19 protein-coding genes are annotated in these 16,618 nt (G+C 57.8%); 14 read left to right on the forward strand and 5 right to left on the reverse strand.

What is annotated here, in order from left to right; all coding sequences use genetic code 11:
- Positions 1-808 (reverse strand): SDR family oxidoreductase (locus FTE24_RS11330; RefSeq protein ID WP_160441732.1); only part of this gene is annotated, 808 nt, incomplete at its 3' end.
- Between the two features lie 194 nt (positions 809-1,002).
- Here FTE24_RS11330 and FTE24_RS11335 point away from each other — a divergent pair.
- The 3 genes from FTE24_RS11335 (at position 1,003) to FTE24_RS11345 (ending at position 3,575) form a co-directional block, all read left to right on the forward strand.
- Positions 1,003-1,965, forward strand: coding sequence for a helix-turn-helix transcriptional regulator (locus FTE24_RS11335; protein WP_150229841.1), 963 nt, complete (start codon positions 1,003-1,005; stop codon positions 1,963-1,965).
- Between the two features lie 21 nt (positions 1,966-1,986).
- Complete coding sequence (locus FTE24_RS11340; protein WP_150229839.1) at positions 1,987-2,487, forward strand: Crp/Fnr family transcriptional regulator; 501 nt, start codon at positions 1,987-1,989, stop codon at positions 2,485-2,487.
- 389 nt (positions 2,488-2,876) lie between these two features.
- A complete protein-coding gene (locus FTE24_RS11345) occupies positions 2,877-3,575 on the forward strand; it encodes a YitT family protein (RefSeq protein ID WP_150229837.1) in 699 nt (232 codons plus the stop codon).
- Between the two features lie 152 nt (positions 3,576-3,727).
- On the opposite strand, the gene FTE24_RS23025 is transcribed toward FTE24_RS11345, so the two are convergent.
- Positions 3,728-3,901, reverse strand: a complete 174-nt coding sequence (locus FTE24_RS23025; RefSeq protein WP_170314894.1) for a hypothetical protein — start codon at positions 3,899-3,901, stop codon at positions 3,728-3,730.
- A gap of 219 nt (positions 3,902-4,120) precedes the next feature.
- Here FTE24_RS23025 and FTE24_RS11350 point away from each other — a divergent pair, with 219 nt between their 5' ends.
- On the forward strand, positions 4,121-4,654 hold the full coding sequence (locus tag FTE24_RS11350) for an NADPH-dependent FMN reductase (RefSeq protein WP_141446022.1): 534 nt from the start codon (positions 4,121-4,123) through the stop codon (positions 4,652-4,654).
- Between the two features lie 129 nt (positions 4,655-4,783).
- Here the strand turns inward: FTE24_RS11350 and msrA are convergent, their stop codons facing one another.
- Positions 4,784-5,758 (reverse strand): peptide-methionine (S)-S-oxide reductase MsrA, encoded by a 975-nt coding sequence (gene msrA, locus FTE24_RS11355; protein ID WP_141446021.1) that lies wholly within the window; start codon positions 5,756-5,758, stop codon positions 4,784-4,786.
- Between the two features lie 293 nt (positions 5,759-6,051).
- Here msrA and FTE24_RS11360 point away from each other — a divergent pair, with 293 nt between their 5' ends.
- Positions 6,052-7,014: a Gfo/Idh/MocA family protein gene (locus FTE24_RS11360; RefSeq protein ID WP_150229835.1), complete on the forward strand. Its 963-nt coding sequence runs from the start codon at positions 6,052-6,054 to the stop codon at positions 7,012-7,014.
- 85 nt (positions 7,015-7,099) lie between these two features.
- The gene (locus FTE24_RS11365; protein WP_202111840.1) at positions 7,100-7,468 is read left to right on the forward strand and encodes a hypothetical protein; all 369 of its coding nucleotides are present in this window, start codon (positions 7,100-7,102) and stop codon (positions 7,466-7,468) included.
- Between the two features lie 80 nt (positions 7,469-7,548).
- Here FTE24_RS11365 and FTE24_RS11370 read toward each other — a convergent pair whose 3' ends face one another.
- Entirely contained in the window at positions 7,549-8,373 is an 825-nt protein-coding gene (locus FTE24_RS11370) for a helix-turn-helix domain-containing protein (protein ID WP_150229833.1), read from the reverse strand.
- A gap of 190 nt (positions 8,374-8,563) precedes the next feature.
- Between FTE24_RS11370 and FTE24_RS11375 the strand changes: the two genes are divergently transcribed.
- The 8 genes from FTE24_RS11375 to FTE24_RS11410 all read left to right on the forward strand — a co-directional run bounded on the left by FTE24_RS11375 (position 8,564) and on the right by FTE24_RS11410 (position 15,701).
- A complete protein-coding gene (locus tag FTE24_RS11375; RefSeq protein ID WP_150229832.1) occupies positions 8,564-9,655 on the forward strand; it encodes a Gfo/Idh/MocA family protein in 1,092 nt (363 codons plus the stop codon).
- A gap of 24 nt (positions 9,656-9,679) precedes the next feature.
- A complete protein-coding gene (locus tag FTE24_RS11380) occupies positions 9,680-10,450 on the forward strand; it encodes a sugar phosphate isomerase/epimerase family protein (RefSeq protein ID WP_150229830.1) in 771 nt (256 codons plus the stop codon).
- A complete protein-coding gene (locus FTE24_RS11385; protein WP_150229828.1) occupies positions 10,443-11,531 on the forward strand; it encodes a Gfo/Idh/MocA family protein in 1,089 nt (362 codons plus the stop codon). Before FTE24_RS11380 ends, FTE24_RS11385 begins: the two co-directional genes overlap by 8 nt.
- Positions 11,532-11,682: 151 nt before the next feature.
- Complete coding sequence (locus FTE24_RS11390; RefSeq protein WP_150229826.1) at positions 11,683-12,651, forward strand: TIM barrel protein; 969 nt, start codon at positions 11,683-11,685, stop codon at positions 12,649-12,651.
- Positions 12,652-12,709: 58 nt separating this feature from the next.
- Positions 12,710-13,441, forward strand: a complete 732-nt coding sequence (locus FTE24_RS11395) for a ThuA domain-containing protein (protein WP_150229824.1) — start codon at positions 12,710-12,712, stop codon at positions 13,439-13,441.
- A gap of 267 nt (positions 13,442-13,708) precedes the next feature.
- A complete protein-coding gene (locus FTE24_RS11400) occupies positions 13,709-14,392 on the forward strand; it encodes a uracil-DNA glycosylase (RefSeq protein ID WP_150229822.1) in 684 nt (227 codons plus the stop codon).
- Positions 14,393-14,487: 95 nt separating this feature from the next.
- Complete coding sequence (locus tag FTE24_RS11405) at positions 14,488-14,817, forward strand: winged helix-turn-helix transcriptional regulator (protein WP_141446013.1); 330 nt, start codon at positions 14,488-14,490, stop codon at positions 14,815-14,817.
- A 137-nt stretch (positions 14,818-14,954) separates the two neighbouring features.
- Positions 14,955-15,701 carry a hypothetical protein gene (locus tag FTE24_RS11410; protein WP_150229820.1) on the forward strand — a complete coding sequence of 249 codons (747 nt, stop codon included), beginning with the start codon at positions 14,955-14,957 and terminating at the stop codon, positions 15,699-15,701.
- 55 nt (positions 15,702-15,756) lie between these two features.
- Here FTE24_RS11410 and FTE24_RS11415 read toward each other — a convergent pair whose 3' ends face one another.
- Entirely contained in the window at positions 15,757-16,473 is a 717-nt protein-coding gene (locus FTE24_RS11415) for a Crp/Fnr family transcriptional regulator (protein WP_150229819.1), read from the reverse strand.
- Between the last annotated feature and the right edge of the window lie 145 nt (positions 16,474-16,618).

Below are 16,618 nucleotides of genomic sequence, written 5' to 3' on the forward strand. Positions count from 1 at the left end.
GGTCCGACAGTTCCCACGAGCTGAGCGCCTGCCCGGTGAACGCCATCCGCTCCGGATCGGCGGCGAGCCGCGCCGCCGCCTGGCCGACGTACGCCGGCGTCTCCGAAGCGATAAAATGCGGCTCGGTCTTCACCGCGTCGCGCCAGTCGGCTTCGGTGACGCCGAAGTGGTCCAGCATCGCTTCCGAGCGCAGGAAGCCGGGCGTCAGCGACACGGCGGCGATGCCGTACGGCCGAAGTTCTTCGGCCATCGCCGCCGCCAGATGGATGCCGGACACTTTGGCCAGGCTGTAATACACGTTGCCCCGAAACCGGTAATCCGTGCCGTCCGTAATCTCCAGCACGATGCCGCCGGGACGGTCCAGCATCAGCGGCAGCATGAAGCGGGACGTGATCAGATGCGTATGCACCGCGCGCCGCTGGATCAGCAGGCCGTCTTCGAGCGAATGCTCCCACAGCTTGTGGTCCCAGCGCGTCAGGGCGTCGCCGCCCCAAATATCGTTGACGAGAATGTCCAGCCCGCCGCGTTCCGCGGCGATACGCTCCGCCAAAGCTTCGACCTGCCGGAGCTCGGTATGGTCGGTCCGGATCGCCGAAGCGCTGCCGCCGAGCGCTTCGACCTGTTCGGCCGTGTCTTCGATCGTCTCGCTTCGGTCCATGTCCGAGGCGGACGTTCTCGTCGTGCGTCCGGTTGCGTAGACGTGCGCGCCGAGCGCGCCCAACTGACAGGCGATTCCGCGTCCGGCGCCTCGTGTCGCTCCGGCGACCAGCGCCGTTTTGCCGCTTAACGGTTTGTGTATATCCGGCATGAATGCCACCTCTTTTCGAATATTCGTCGTCGGATCGGGGTCCGCCCCGGCCGAGGCCGGGCGAACTCTTGCCCGCTTTTCCACTATAAAAGATAATAGATGACAACCTTTGTCTTATATTAAAAAATGCCTTATATTAAAAAAGCAAATACAAAAAACGGCCGCACCCAACAAGCGGCGAAGGAGGACGACCCATGCGAGGCGACCGGATGCTCAAGATCGTGCTGCTGCTTCAGAGCCGGGGCCGCCTGTCGACGCGGCAGCTCGCAGGCGAGCTGGAAGTTACGCCCCGGACGGTCAGCCGAGATCTGGAAGCGCTTGGGCAGGCCGGCATTCCGATCGTGGCGCACCGCGGCCGCTTCGGCGGCTGGAGTCTGCTGGACGGGTATCGCAGCACGCTGACCGGCATGACGCCGAACGAGACTTCGGCGCTGCTGCTGCGGGCTTCGTCGGGACCGCTGCAGGATCTGGGCCTCGGCGGGCATTACGAGGCCGCCCTGCACAAGCTGCGGGCCGCCTATCCCGAACCGGAGCGGCAGGGCAGCGCTTTTCTGCGCCGGCTGCTGATCGACGAAGCCGCTTGGCACGGCCGCGCGCCCGGCGTGCCGGAAGCGCTTGAAATTTGTCAGGACGCGCTGTGGGCCGAGCGGCGGCTGCGATTCGGCTACGTCAAGGAGCAAGAAGGCGCCGCCGCGCCCGCCCCGCGTACCGTCGAGCCGCTCGGCCTCGCTGTCAAGCGAGGCGTCTGGTACGTCGTGGCCCGGGATCGCGGCGTGATCAAAACGTTCCGCGTATCCAGAATGATCAACGCCGAGCGTCTGGACGAGCCGTTCGACTATCCGGCCGACTTCGATCTGGCCGGCTACTGGCAGGCGTCGCTCGAAGCGTTCCCGGCCAAGCTGCCCCGGTACGAAGCGGAGCTGTCGATGCCGGCGCAGACGCTGGAGATCGTGCGCGCCGAACGGTACGTGCGGGTGCTGCGCGAAGAAGCGCTGGAGAGCGGCACCTACGCCGTGCGGGCCGATCTGGCCACGCCGGAGTTTGCGCTGCGCTTCCTGCTGGGGCTCGGAACGGCGGTAAAGGTGACCGGGCCGCCGGTGCTCAAGGACGCGGTCGCGCGGGAAGCGGAGCGGGTAGCCGGCCTGTACCGGCAATAATCGAAGAGAAGAGGGACAGGCATGATTTTGCACAAAGGAGAAATTTTGTTTCGCCAGGGAGACGACGGCAAGTATTTGTATCGCGTACATAGCGGGTTGTTCAAAGTCATGCGCCTGCACGAGAACGGCAATATCATCTTGTTCAACGTATTCTACGCCGGGGAAGTCGTGCCGCATCATTCGCTGATCAGTCCCAAAGAGACGCACGGCACCGCGATCGCGCTCGTCAGCAGCGAAGTGGAGCCGATCCTGGCCGCCGACTGGTACAAAAGCCTGGAGGAAAATCCCAAAAAGGCGCTGGAAATCGCGCTCCTGCTGCAGGACAAAGTGCGGTTCATGCAGCAGCGTATCGATCATCTGACGGCGGGAACGCCGGCGGAACGCCTCGCTCTGCTTCAGCACTGGATGAGCACGTATACGTACGGCCAGCCGCTGACCGACCTGCTGACGCAGGAAGAAATCGGCCAGCTGATCGGGCTTCGGCGCGAAACGGTCAATCGTCTGCTGCGCGCGGCCAAATGATTTTTGTGCGAAAAAAACATCATATTTTACATGAAAATGACAAAGGTCAGCATCATTCAGTCGCTTCGGCTTCGTTTTTGTGGTAAAATAGTTTAAAAAGGTGACCGAGCTGGGTAAGTAATGCTCAGACTTCACCATCCAACCACAGAAAGGATCAGGATACCATGAGTCCCCGAAGGAGTATTCCCCAAAGGACAATCTGGAAACGTTACGATCTCTCCTATACTTAGCGCCTTTCGTAGATAGTTTGTCGGACGACCGTTATTGACAAACGCTGCGAAAGGAAGGGAACCACCCATGCGAAGGACGAATGCCTCGCGGTTTTCTTCTCTGGCTCGCAGCATGTTGTCGATTTGAGACAAATATTGCGAAAATGAGGAGAATATCGGATGAAGGCAAAAGGTAAAAGGATGAAGCGGTCCGCGCAGGCGGCCGCGATCTTAACAGGCACGTTCGTTATGGCATTCGCGTTTTATCACATCAATTTTCAAAACCATCTTTCGGAAGGCGGTTTTGTCGGCATTTCGCTGCTCGGCGAGTATGCGTTCGGGCTGTCGCCCGCGCTGACGATTTTGATTCTCGACATTCCGTTCATGCTGCTGTTCGCGCTCAAAAAAGGGTGGAGAAACATGGGACCGGCCGTACTTGCTGCAGGTTCGTTCACTGTGTTTTACGCCGGCATCGAGCACTTTTCCACGTTGAATTTCGATCTGCACGGACAGCTTTGGCTGGCCGCTTTGCTATCGGGGATTTTGACGGGAATCGGCGGCGGACTGGTGCTGCGCTGCGGCGGAGCCACGGGCGGAGACGATTGCGCCGCCATCTGGCTGCACGAGAAGACCGGCCTCAAGATCGGGACCGTATTCATCTTGATGGATGCTTCCGTTCTGCTGCTGTCGCTGTTCTATCTGCCGCTGGCCGAGACGCTCTACACCGTAGCTGCCGTATGTATCGGAGGCAAAGTGATTACGTGGATGGTGGAACCGCAAATTTTGCGCCACGGTCTTGCGTCGATCGCACGGGTGTTCGTTTCTTCGAAACGTCACGGACATGTCGCACCGGAAGTCAAAGGTTTGAATAGAGTGTAAGATACAGGGCCCGAGGGGAAGGCCCGCAGCCGCCAACTTCCCCGTCACGCATTTTTTTAAAAAACCGTTCCGATTTTCTCCTGGTGGAGAAAGCCGAAACGGTTTTTTTCTTCTTTTCTAAAATAGTCTTCAGGTCAGAATTTCGAAGAACCTTATTCCGGATGGTTCTCGTCCCATTCTTCGGCTTTGGCTGTCGCGATCGCGATGGCGCGTCCTTCTTCGTACCCTTCGTCCAGCAGCGCATTTGCGATTTCGATCGCTTTGTCGCGCACGCGCTCGTCCAGATTTTTCATCGACTGCGGGTAATCTTTTTTGTTCCACGGCATGGGGTTGCCTCCTGTTCGCTGGGTTTGAAAAAGCTTATGTGTATTACCTACCCGCGGCCAAAAGAGCTTAATCACGGGCAAACGGCGAAGAGATTCGGCGGATTCTCATTTTTTTCACACAAACAGACAAAGAATGTTCAAATTTGATACTTCCTGTTATGATAAAAAACAGGGTCCGCAAAGGACACGATAACCGATAGGGATGGAAGGGGTTTGACGATGAAAGTAACTTTGATTGCCGGAAGCAACCGGGAGCAGGCCAGCAGCACGCAGCTGACCCGCTATATGGCCCGACTGTTGGAAGAACAGGGATTCGAAGCGGAAGTGTTCAGCTTGTATGAGCACCAACTGCCGCTGTACGGTCCCGGGGAAGCGTACGGACACGAAGAAGTGCTGAAGCTGTCGCAGGCGGTCAAGTCGGCGCAGGCCGTCGTATTGACGACGCCCGAATATCATTCTTCGATCTCCGGCGTGCTCAAAAACGCGCTCGATTTTCTCAACAGCGAATATTTCGAAGGCAAGCCGGTGCTGTCGGCGAGCTCGGCAGGCGGCACCGTCGGCGTCTCGTCGCTCGGCACGCTGCAGGGCATCGTGCGCAATCTGCACGGCCTGAACTGCCCGGAATGGATCTCGATCGGCAGCGACCAGCGCAAGTTCACCGACGAAGGCGAACCGGCCGATCAGGCGACCGAACTGCGTATTCGCAAAGCGGTCGATACGTTCGTGCATCTGATTCACCGGATGTACGGCTAAGCGGATTTCGAACGCCGGACAACAACAAAACCCCCGAACTCCGCAGCGGCGGAATCCGGGGGTTTGCTGTTGTTACCGGTTGATTGTTACAGTGTATGGTTTCGGTCGATTGCTGCGTTCGGGTTCGGCTTACGCCTGCGCGAACATCGCGCGGTATTCGCCGTAGCCTTCTTCTTCGAGCTTGTCCGCCGGCACGAAACGAAGCGCCGCGGAGTTGATGCAGTAGCGCAGGCCGTCCGGGCCCGGGCCGTCGTCGAACACGTGGCCCAGATGGGAATCGGCTTCTTTGCTGCGCACTTCGGTCCGGATCATGAAGTGGGTCAGATCGACTTTTTCCTTCACGTGGTAATCGCGGATCGGCCGGGTAAAGCTCGGCCAGCCGCAGCCGGAATCGTACTTGTCGAGAGAGCTGAACAGCGGCTCGCCGGAGACGATATCGACGTAGATGCCTTCGCCGTGGTGATCCCAGAACTCGTTGTGGAACGCCGGCTCGGTACCGCTTTTTTGCGTGACATTATACTGCATCTCGCTCAGGCGTTGTTTGAGATCGCTTTTGTCGACCGGCGTTTTCCAGTTGTTTTCGATAAACGCTTCGCGGCCGGACGCTTTTTTGTACCGGTTGTAATGGCCCGGATTTTTTTTGTGGTAATCCTGGTGGTACTCTTCGGCTTCGTAGAACGTTTCGGCCGGACGGATCGGCGTCACGATCGGTTTGTCGAAGCGGCCGCTTTCGGCCAGCGCTTTTTTGGAAGCTTCGGCTTTGATGCGCTGTTCTTCCGTATGATAGAAAATCGCCGTGCCGTACGACGAACCGCGGTCGTGGAACTGTCCGCCGCCGTCGGTCGGATCGATCTGCTGCCAGAACAGTTCAAGCAGCTTCTCGTAACGGAAAATGTCCGGGTTGAACGTGATTTGGACCGCTTCGACGTGTCCGGTCGTCTCCGAGCAGACTTCTTTGTAAGTCGGGTTCTCGGTATGTCCGCCCGTGTAACCGGAGACCACTTTGACGATGCCCGGCAGATCTTCGAACGGCGTCACCATACACCAGAAGCAGCCTCCCGCAAATGTTGCTTTTTCGATCATGGAAGATGAATAATCGGCCATGGTTAATCCCTCCGCAATTTTTATTTTGAACGATTGTTTGATGAACAATTAAATGAAGAACTGTTTTAAATTATAAACGATTTCGCGCTTTTAGCCAAGTCTCGCCACACAAAGCTAGTAAACGTTACGGAGTTTGGCGAATCAGATTCCTTGCATACGGCCGACGTTTTCGATCCCCACTCTTTTTTTTGCCAACCCCAAGCGCGACGCGTATACTCGAAACAGAAACGAATTCGCCTCGGCGGGCGATTTGTGCAGTCATGACGGAGAGCGGGAAAGCGGGGAAGCGGAACATGGATCAGGCGGCAAGCGGCACGGAACGAGCATGGCGGAAAAAAAGGGTGGCGCTGGTCGGTATCGGAGGCATCGCGGAAAAAGTGTATCTGCCGCTGTTGGCCGGTCACAAGGATGCGGAGATCGTGGGCCTCGTCAGCCGGACGGAAGATCGCGTTCGCGCAGCGGCGGCGCGGTACCGCGTCCCGAACGCGTCGACAGAACTTGACGACGTGCTGCGCTGGGAGCCCGACGCGGTGTTCGTGCACAGCGCCACGGATTCGCATTACCCAATCGTGATGCGGTGCCTGGAAGCGGGACTGCCGGTCTATGTGGACAAGCCGCTGTCGACAGACCTGGCGGAGAGCCGGGCAATGACGTCTTTGGCCGAACGCAAAGGGCTGCTGCTCGGCGTCGGGTTCAACCGCCGCTTTGCGCCGCTGTACGTCGAAGCCAAAGCGTGGCTCGAAGAAGCCGGGGGCTTCGTCCAGGCGCAGGCGGTCAAGCATCGCACCGCAGCGCAGCCGCGTTCCGCGCGCGATACCGTATACGACGACCTGATCCATATGCTCGACCTGCTGCTCTGGCTGGGCGGCGAACAGGGCGGCCTGCTGACCGGCGGCGTCGAGACGGACGGTCAGGGGCGGATGCGGCACGCGTTCGGCTCCCTGCCGCTGGCCGGCGGACTGGGCAGCTACGGCATGGTGCGCAGCGCGGGCCGGGATTTCGAGCGCCTGGAGCTGCATGGCAGCGGGCGTTCGGCGGTCGTGGAAGACCTTGAGCGAGCGACGTGGACGGACAGCGGCGGATACCCGCAGGAGCGCGGGTTCGGCAGCTGGGATACGGTGCTGAAGCGGCGCGGCTTCGAAGGCGTCGTGCAACATGTGCTCGACACGCTGCACGAGCCGCAGCGCTGCGCGGTCCGGGCGGACGCGCTGCTGGGCTCGCACGAGTTGGCGGAGCGGGCCGCCCGCCTTCTATGAAGCGACGGCCCGATATACGGGTCACCGGATGAACCCGAGCATCGGACAAACCGATACAACCAAAAATCGAAAGGGGCAGATCTGTATGAGTGATTACGGAGATGACGATTACGAACGGTACGAGAGCGCCGAAGGGCGCAAGGAATGGGAACAGAAAACGCAGGAGAAGATCGTCGAAGCTTACCGGCAGGAAGAAGACATGATGATTCTCGTCTACGCGCAGTGGTGCATCAACAACGATCTCGATCCGGTGGAACTGTACGCCCAGGCGTATCCGGAGCAGGTCGCGAACGAGCGATTGTCGCGCGTGATGGAACTGACGGTATCCAAAGAGGAAGCCGGCGACATTACCGACGATACGCTGCTCGGAGTGCTGTCGATGTACGGCAACGCCGATCTTGGCATGGTCGTGTCCGAAGCGATCGAAGCCCGCGAACGCGCCAAGCGCGGCTGAGCGGCCGCGAACAACATCGACTTCCTAACAAAACCGCAAGGTCGCCCGGGGCGTCCTTGCGGTTGTTCGTCGTGCGCCGGCTACATTTTCTCCTGCCGCGTATGCCGGAACTCTTTCGGCGACATGCCGAACTTGCCGCGGAACACCCGGTGGAAATACGTGTAGTTGGCAAAACCGGACGTCTCGGCGACCTGTTCGAGCGGCATCGGGCTGAACACGATCCGCTCCTTGGCCATATCGAGCCGGACTTCGAGCGCGTACTGCATAATGCTCATATCGAACGTTTCCTTGAACAGGTGCACGCAGCGCGAGACGCTGGTGTCCACGTAGGAGGCGACGTCTTCCAGCTTGAACAGCGACGAAGCGTTCTCTTCGATATACTGCTTGATCCGGTAGGCGAGGAACGTCTTGCCCGACGAAATCGGCTGTTCGTTCAGCAGGCGGTCGGTCTCCAGACAGAGAATGCGCAGGTAATAGTCCGAGATCCGCGGGTCCGGGTTCGAGATGCGGCGCTGCTCGATTACGATCTGGCGAAACAGGCCGAGCAATCCTTCGCTAAGCGGGATCGTGATGCGGGTCGGGCGTTTGCGTTCGTTCCACCAGCGGTCGATCCATTCGCCGCCGAAGAAAATGTGGTAATCGCCGCTCTCCATCGGCTGGCCGGAATCTTCGGAAGCCGAAGGCGGGAAAATTTTCAGTTCGTACGTGTCGTCGGGACCGTAGAGCAGCAGGTCGCCGGCTTCGATCCGCTGCATGCGGCCGTCGATCAGCGCTTCGGAAGTGCCGTCCGTCTGCAGGCGCAGCAGATAGCTGCCGAGACCTTCGGTGCGGTGCACGTGAAAAGGCGTACGGTGGAAGGAAAATCCTGCGGTAAATACCTGGCAGGAAGGTGAGGACGTCTGCATATGGGCTGCTCCTTGGGAAGAAAATAAATTTAAAAATAAAATAATGACCAGATTGTTCATGTTTCGATTATATTCTTCATTTTAATACAAAACGATATGCAATACCATGAAAGCGAACCAACCACACAACCGGAACCGACACAACCTTGATTCGATAAAGCCCAACAACTACGGTAAGGAGTGGTGTTCCTTGAAACGAATGCAGATCGGAATTATCGGATGCGGCAATATCAGCGCGATCTATTTGAAAAACCTGGGTTCCAGCGAGTGGGCCGAAGTGGTGGCGGTCGCCGACCGGATCCCCGGGAAGGCGCAGGAGCGGGCTGCCGAATTCGGCATTGCAAACGCTTGCACGGTGGAGGAGCTGCTGGCCGACGAATCGATCGAACTCGTCATCAACCTGACGATTCCCGCCAGCCATGCCGAGATCAACCTGGCCGCCGTCAAAGCGGGCAAACATGTGTACGGCGAAAAGCCGCTTGCGGTGTCGCTGGAAGACGGACGCCTCATTCTGGAAGAAGCGAAAAAAAGCGGCGTACGCGTCGGCTGCGCGCCGGATACGTTCCTCGGAGCAGGCATCAGCACGGCCCGCCGCGCGATCGAAGAAGGGCTGATCGGCCGCCCGGTCGCGGGTACCGCGTTCATGCTGAGCGGCGGTCCCGAAGCGTGGCACGTCGATCCCGAATTTTTCTACGCATACGGCGGCGGCCCGATGTTCGATATGGGCCCGTATTATTTGTCCGCACTCGTGAATTTGCTCGGGCCGATCCAGCGTGTCAGTTCGTCAACCGGGATTCAGATTCCCGACCGTGTCATCGGCTCGGGACCGAAAGCCGGTACGCCGATCGCCGTGCAGACGCCGACCCATCTGGCCGGCACGCTCGATTTTGCTGCCGGCACGATCGTGACGATGATCATGAGCTTCGACATTCGCGGTGCAAGCGACCTGCCGAGAATGGAAATTTACGGAACGAACGGCACGCTGTCGCTGCCGGACCCGAATTTCTTCGGCGGCGAAGTGAAGCTGCGCCGCGCCGGTTCGGACGACTGGGAGACGGTCGAAGCCGTCTTCGAGACCGAGCATAACGAACGGGGCATCGGCGTGGACGACATGATCAAGTCGATCCGCGAAGAACGCCGTCACCGCGCAAGCGGCGACCTGGCCTACCACGTGCTTGAGACGATGCACGCTTTCATGCGGTCGTCGGCCGAGAGCCGGCATATCACGCTGGAAAGCTCGTACAAAGTTCCCGCTGCAAGACTCGATTCGCTCAAATTATAATCGGATGAAAAGGTGGAACGTAAAATGACCCAAGTAGGACTGCAATTGTACACCGTGCGCGAAGAAATGGAACAGGATTTCCGCGGCACGCTCGAAAAGGTAGCCGCGCTCGGCTACAAAGGCGTCGAGTTCCATACGTTTTTCGGACACGGCGCGGATGAAGTGAAATCGATGCTCGACGAACTCGGACTTGTTGCCCTGGGCACGCATACGTCGTACGGCCAACTGCTGGAGCATCTCGATGCGGAGATTGCCTATAACAAGCAGATCGGCAACGACACGCTGATCGTTCCTTACCTGCAGGCGGAAGAACGCGTCTGGGAAGACGTGTTCGCCAATCTGCGCAAGCTCGGCAGCCGGGCGCGCGAACAGGGAGCGGTACTCGCTTACCATAACCACGAATTCGAACTGACGGAACAGCTGGACGGCAAGCCGGTATTCGACGCGATGTACGAAGCCGTGCCGGCCGAAGACCTGCAGGTCGAAATGGACACGTGTTGGGTGCATTACGGCGGATACGACGCGGTCGAATACATCGGACGCTACAAAGGGCGCCTGCCGATCATCCATCTCAAAGACATGACGCGCGACGCGGACGGCAAAGCGATCACGGCCGAACTCGGCGTGGGCGAAGTCGACCTCAAAGGCATCGCGGATGCCGCGATCGAAGCGGGCGTGGAGTGGATCGTCGTCGAGCAGGATTACTGCGCGGGCGGCAAGCCGCTCGAGAGCATCGCAACCAGCATGGAATGGATCAAAAAATACGCAGCAGAAGGAGCAAAACTCAATGTCTAACCCGAACACGCTTAACGTCGCCATCATCGGATGCGGAGGCATCGCCACCGGCAAGCATCTGCCGGCCCTGTCCAAACAAAGCAAAGCCGTCCTCGTCGCTTTCTGCGACCTGGTCGAATCCCGCGCGCAGGAAGCGGCCGACAAATACGGCGCCGAAAGCGCCAAAGTGTACACCGACTACAACGAACTGCTCAAAGACGGCAGTATCGACGTCGTGCACGTCTGCACGCCGAACGATTCCCACGCGGCGATCACGATCGCTTCGCTCGAAGCGGGCAAGCACGTGCTGTGCGAAAAGCCGATGGCCAAAACGACGGAAGAAGCGCGCAGCATGATCGAAGCGGCGGAGCGCACCGGCAAAAAGCTGTCCATCGCGTATCAGAACCGTTTCCGCGACGACAGCCAGCACTTGAAAGACATGTGCGAAAAAGGCGAACTCGGCGATCTGTACTTCGGCAAAGCAATTGCGCTGCGCCGCCGCGCCGTGCCGACCTGGGGCGTATTCCTGGACGAAGAAAAGCAGGGCGGAGGCCCGTTGATCGATATCGGTACGCACGCGCTTGACCTGACTCTCTGGCTGATGGACAATTACAAACCGAAAAGCGTCATGGGCTCGACGTTCCACAAGCTGGGCAGCCGCGAGAATGCGGCCAACGCGTTCGGTCCGTGGGACCCGGAGCAGTTCAAGGTCGAAGATTCGGCGTTCGGCTTTATCAAAATGGAGAACGGCGCAACGATCGTGCTCGAATCCAGCTGGGCGCTTAATGTGCGCAACTTCGGCGAAGCGCAGACGCTGCTCTGCGGAACTGAAGGCGGCGCCGACATGGCGGACGGCCTGCATATCAACGGCGAAGACCGCAGCCGCCTGATCGAGACCAAAGTCGATTTCGGCTCCGGCGGCGTCGCGTTCTACGACGGCGGTTCGGAGAATGCCGAAGACCGCGAAGCGCGTCAATGGCTCGAAGCGATTCTCGAAGACAAAGAGCCGGTCGTCAAGCCGGAGCAGGCGCTCGTCGTGACGCAGATTCTCGAAGCGATCTACGAATCCGCGAAGACCGGCAAAGCCGTCTATTTTGATTAAGGTGTAAAGCGCCAATAGGCCGTGCCACTGGTACCATTCTCCGATTGCCGGCCGCGCCGAAAGTCGAAAAATGAGGTTTTTTCGCACCTCTTTCCTATTCAGCTTAAACTTAAAATACGGATATAATAGTTATATCGAGGAGGTTCGATTAGTGAAACTTGGAGTGTTCATGGTCTTGTTCAATGGACGGGGATTCGAGGAATCTCTCGATTACGTGGCGGAAAAAGGACTCAAGGCGGTAGAGATCGGCACGGGGGGTTATCCGGGCAACGAATACTGCAACCCGGAAGAACTGCTGGCCGACCAGTCGAAGTTGGAAGCTTTCCGAAAAGCGATCGAGTCGCGCGGCCTTGTCGTCAGCGCACTGAGCTGTCACGGCAATCCGCTTCACCCGCAAAAAGCGCTCGCGAAAGCCGATCACGACGTGTTCCTGCAAAGCGTCGAATTGGCGCAGCGTCTCGGCATTCCGGTCGTCAATACGTTCTCCGGTTGTCCCGGCGACAGCGAAGATGCCAAATATCCGAACTGGCCGGTCGCTCCGTGGCCGAACGATTACCAGGATCTGCTGAAATGGCAGTGGGAGACCAAAGTCATTCCCTACTGGAAAGAAGCCGGCAAATTCGCGGAAGACCACGGCGTCAAAATCGGGATCGAACTGCACGGAGGCTTCTCGGCCCATACACCGGCCACGATGCTGCGCCTGCGCGAAGCGACCTGCGAAGCCGTCGGCGTCAACCTCGATCCGAGCCATATGTGGTGGCAGGGCATCGATCCGGTCCAGGCGATCCGCATTCTCGGACGCGCCGGAGCCATCCACCATTTCCATGCCAAAGATATCACGATCGACCAAAGCAACGTCAATATGCACGGCCTGACCGATATGCAGTCGTATACGCAGATGCAGGATCGCGGCTGGAACTTCCGCAGCGTGGGTTACGGCCACGACGTGAAGATCTGGGCGGACATGATCAGCGAACTGCGCCTGCAAAGCTACGATCACGTCGTCAGTATCGAACACGAAGACGGACTGATGTCCGTGGACGAAGGATTCAGCAAAGCCGTCCGCAATCTCCAGCAGATTCTGATCGAAGAACCGGCAGGAGAAATGTGGTGGGTCTAAATAAACCGACCGATACGCCGAAGCACACAATACAGCTATAACTAAGGGGACATCGACGATGATCAACGTAACCATCTGGAACGAATTCGTGCACGAACGCAGAGACGAAAAGGTCAAAGCCGTCTATCCGGACGGCATTCACAAACAGCTGGAACGCGCCCTGACGCCGGAAGGCTTCGCGATTCGCACTTGCACGCTGGAAGAAGACGACCACGGCCTGACAAGAGAAGTGCTCGATTCGACCGACGTCATGATCTGGTGGGGACATATGGCGCACGAGCTGGTCGACGATTCGATCGCCGAAGCGGTCGCGCAGCGCGTCCGCGAAGGCATGGGCCTGATCGTTCTGCACTCCGGCCACTTCTCCAAACCGTTCAAGAAACTGATGGGTACGGGCTGCGACCTGAAATGGCGCGAAGAAGGCGAGCAGGAAATTTTGTGGGCCGTCAATCCTTCGCACCCGATTACCGAAGGCATCGGCGAGAACATCATTTTGGAACATGAAGAAATGTACGGCGAATTTTTCGATATTCCGAATCCGGACGAGATCGTCTTTATCAGCAACTTCTCCGGCGGCGAAGTGTTCCGCAGCGGCTGCACGTTTACGCGCGGTTCCGGCAAGATTTTCTACTTCCGTCCGGGGCACGAGACGTATCCGACCTACTACAACCAGGACGTGATTCGCGTCATCTCCAATTCGGTTCGTTGGGCTTATCCGACGCGATCGGCCAAGCCGGTCTACGGCAATACGCAGCCGCTTCGTCCGCTGCACGCCCGCGAATTGGTCTAAGCCGCGCCGGTTTCGCCTGCAATTCGAACGGATGGTTCGCGACTTGATGGTTCGTTGATCGTTCGTCCGGCAGCTTAGACTGCCGCACAGCCGTTGTTCGCTTCAAGCGAACGACGGCTTTTTTGCATCCTTTTTTCCCGAATCCAAGAGAGCGCTCACAAAATTTGCGAAAGGGACCTTGCATGGTTGGCGCCCTATCGGTTTTGGGGTAAAATAATTGCAATACCTGTTAATGAGAGGGTAGCGATAACAGAAAGGGGGATGGCGATGAAGGTGGAGTTCGGCAGTGCGCCGGTGGCGGAAGAACTGATCCGGGAATGCCTGCACCGATCGGCAAGTTACGATCTGGAAGGGTTTTTGCTCGGTCAGGGAGCCATCCCGGCCCAAATCATGTTCGTCGGGGAAGCGCCCGGCGCGACGGAGATCGTGGAAGGACGCCCGTTTACCGGGCAGGCGGGCAAAGTGCTCGAAGAATACCTGAAGAAGATTGGCTTGACCCGTCAGGACATCTATATTTCGAGCGCCGTCCGCAGCCGTCCGTTCAAGGACAAGGTCGTGGCCGGTACGGCGCCCGGCAAAGAGCCGAGGATCAGCCGCTCGAACCGGACGCCGACGAAGAACGAAGTGTTGGCCCATGCACCCATCCTCGACGCGGAGATCGAACTCGTACAGCCCCGGGTGATCGTGCCGATGGGCAATATCGGGCTGCATCGGCTGATCGGCAGCCACGAGACGATCTCTTCGCTGCACGGCAAAGTGCTCGAAGGACCGATCCAGCGGCTGGAAGAAGTGTCCGATCCGCATTCCCGCTACGTGTTCGGGGATCGGTCGTATTCGATTTTTCCGCTGTACCATCCGGCGGCCGTCATCTACAATCGCTCGCTGGAAGCGGTGATCGAGCGGGATTTGACGGCGCTCAAGCAATTTTTGGACGCAAAAAATAATTCATAAAAGCATTTTCTTTTTCTTGGAAATGTGTTAATATGAAATAAACTAACAAATCGTAAGTTTCTCTTCAGAGGGAATCTTCTAAGAGGTGATCATCTATGATTGAGCAAAAAAGCGAAATTCCGATGCAGCTTTGCCCGCGTTTCGAGAGCGCGTTTTCGTTCCTGGGCAAACGTTGGAACGGCCTGATCATTCAGACTTTGATGAGCGGTCCGAAGCGATTCAAAGATATTTCCAACCAGATTCCGATGATGAGCGACAAAATGTTGTCGGAACGCATGAAGGACCTGGAAGGCGAAGGCATTCTGACGCGTCACGTGTATCCGGAGACTCCGGTGCGCATTGAATACGAGCTGACCGAAAAAGGTCGTGCACTGAAGCCGGTTATGGAACAAATTCAGATGTGGGCGGAATTTTGGGTCGAATGACCGAATTTTCGCGCAGAACCCCTTTGCCGGCAAAGGGGTTCTTTTGATGCCACCGCACACGCAACCGGCATTTGAGAAAGGCCCGCCCTTTTTGTTACAATAAGGAAGAACACGCTCGATGAAGGGAACGGGAGCCCATGCGGACAAAAATCAAAATGCCCGATCAACGCGTCCTGCTATTCGTGCTTGCCGTCTTGCTCATCGCGGCCGCGGCCGCAATGGCTTTTCTGCTGCGCCAGCCGTCGGCGGACGTATCGGCCGACGCGGCGGCAAGCGGGGGAGAGAACTTCAGGCTGGTCGTCGACGGCGGCATCTACATGCCCAACGAGAACCGGTCGCTCGTCAGCACGTATCGCACGGAAGACACGATCCGCGACGCGCTGGAGCGCAGCGGCATCGTCAGTTTCGACAACGAAGGGCGGATCGACTCGGTGGACGACACGGAACTGCATTCCGAACTGATGTGGGTCGTCAAGCAGAACGGCCAGCAAATACCGGAGAGCGGCTTCAGCACGCGCATTCAGCCTGGCGACGAGATTCTGCTCTATATCGAAGCGCCGGGGAACGACGGGGAGCCGGTCAATACGCTGCTCATCAGCGGCGGCGAGCTCAATGCCTCGCTGGGCGGTTCGTACGCCCATCCTTACCGGGAAGGGACGATGGTGCGCGACGTGCTCAAAGCGAGCGGCCTCGTTACGATGTCCGAGAACGACCGCACGATCCGCCTCGTCAAGGCAAGCCCGGATACGCAGGAAGGCTACATGACCAAACCGAGCGAGCGCTGGGTGCTCAAAGTCAACGGCAAAGAGCTGAACCGGGAACGGGGATTCGACATGCAGCTGCAGCCGGGCGATTACGTGGAACTGACATTGGAAAAGCTGTAGCCGAGCCGCTTCTCAGCGAAGCGCCCGGCAGCGAACGCAAACAGGCCGGATCTCCTCAGATCCGGCATATTTCGTTTGGACACATTTCGCAGTGACACACTTCCTGCAGCATGCCGAGATCGGTAATGACGATCATGCCGTTCTCGTATTCGACCGCGCCTTTTTTGCGCAGGTCGCTGAGCATCCGGTTTACGCTTTCCCGGGTCGCTCCGATCATGTTCGACAGATCGGTATGCGTAATCTTTTTGTTGATCAGAATCGTCTCGCCGTGCTTCTCGCCGTACGTGTTGCCGAGGCGGATAAGTGTCGAGCAGAGGGCGCCCGGCTTGCCGTACATCATCAAGTCCCGGAACTTCGTCTGCGTCAGGCGGTGATGAATGCCCATCCATTTCATGAAGTCGATCGCGAAATCGCAATGTTGGCAGATCAGCACTTCCAGGTCTTTGTGTTCGATTACGCCGACTTCGGTATCTTCGATCACTTCCGCCGTGAAGCTGTGCTTGGTGCTGAAAAAGAGATCGGCTTGACCGACCATGTCGTCCGACTGGTACATATACAAGATGAGTTCTTTGCCTTCGTCGGTCGATTTGGTCAGTTTGACCCGGCCGCGCTTGATATAGTAGAGCTTGTCGGCCAGATCGCCTTCCCAGAACAGGTGGGAGCCTTCGGGAATATGGCGGTCTTTCATCAGCACTTCCAGACGCTGCATGTTCGAATCCGAAAAACAACCGGTATTGCCGCGATGGTTGGTAGCGTGGTGGTATTGGGTCATCGTTAACCTCTCCTTTGCGAAAACGCACAGTTCGTGTTGATTGGACATTGTGACTTTTTTCACTTTATGTCCTTATCATGCGTCAAATCGAATACTTTGTCAATTCTTATTACGAAATTTTTGGATTAATTCTTGTGTTTTTTTA

It is taken from the genome of Saccharibacillus sp. WB 17, assembly GCF_008634075.2.
Classification (GTDB): Bacteria; Bacillota; Bacilli; order Paenibacillales; family Paenibacillaceae; genus Saccharibacillus; species Saccharibacillus brassicae.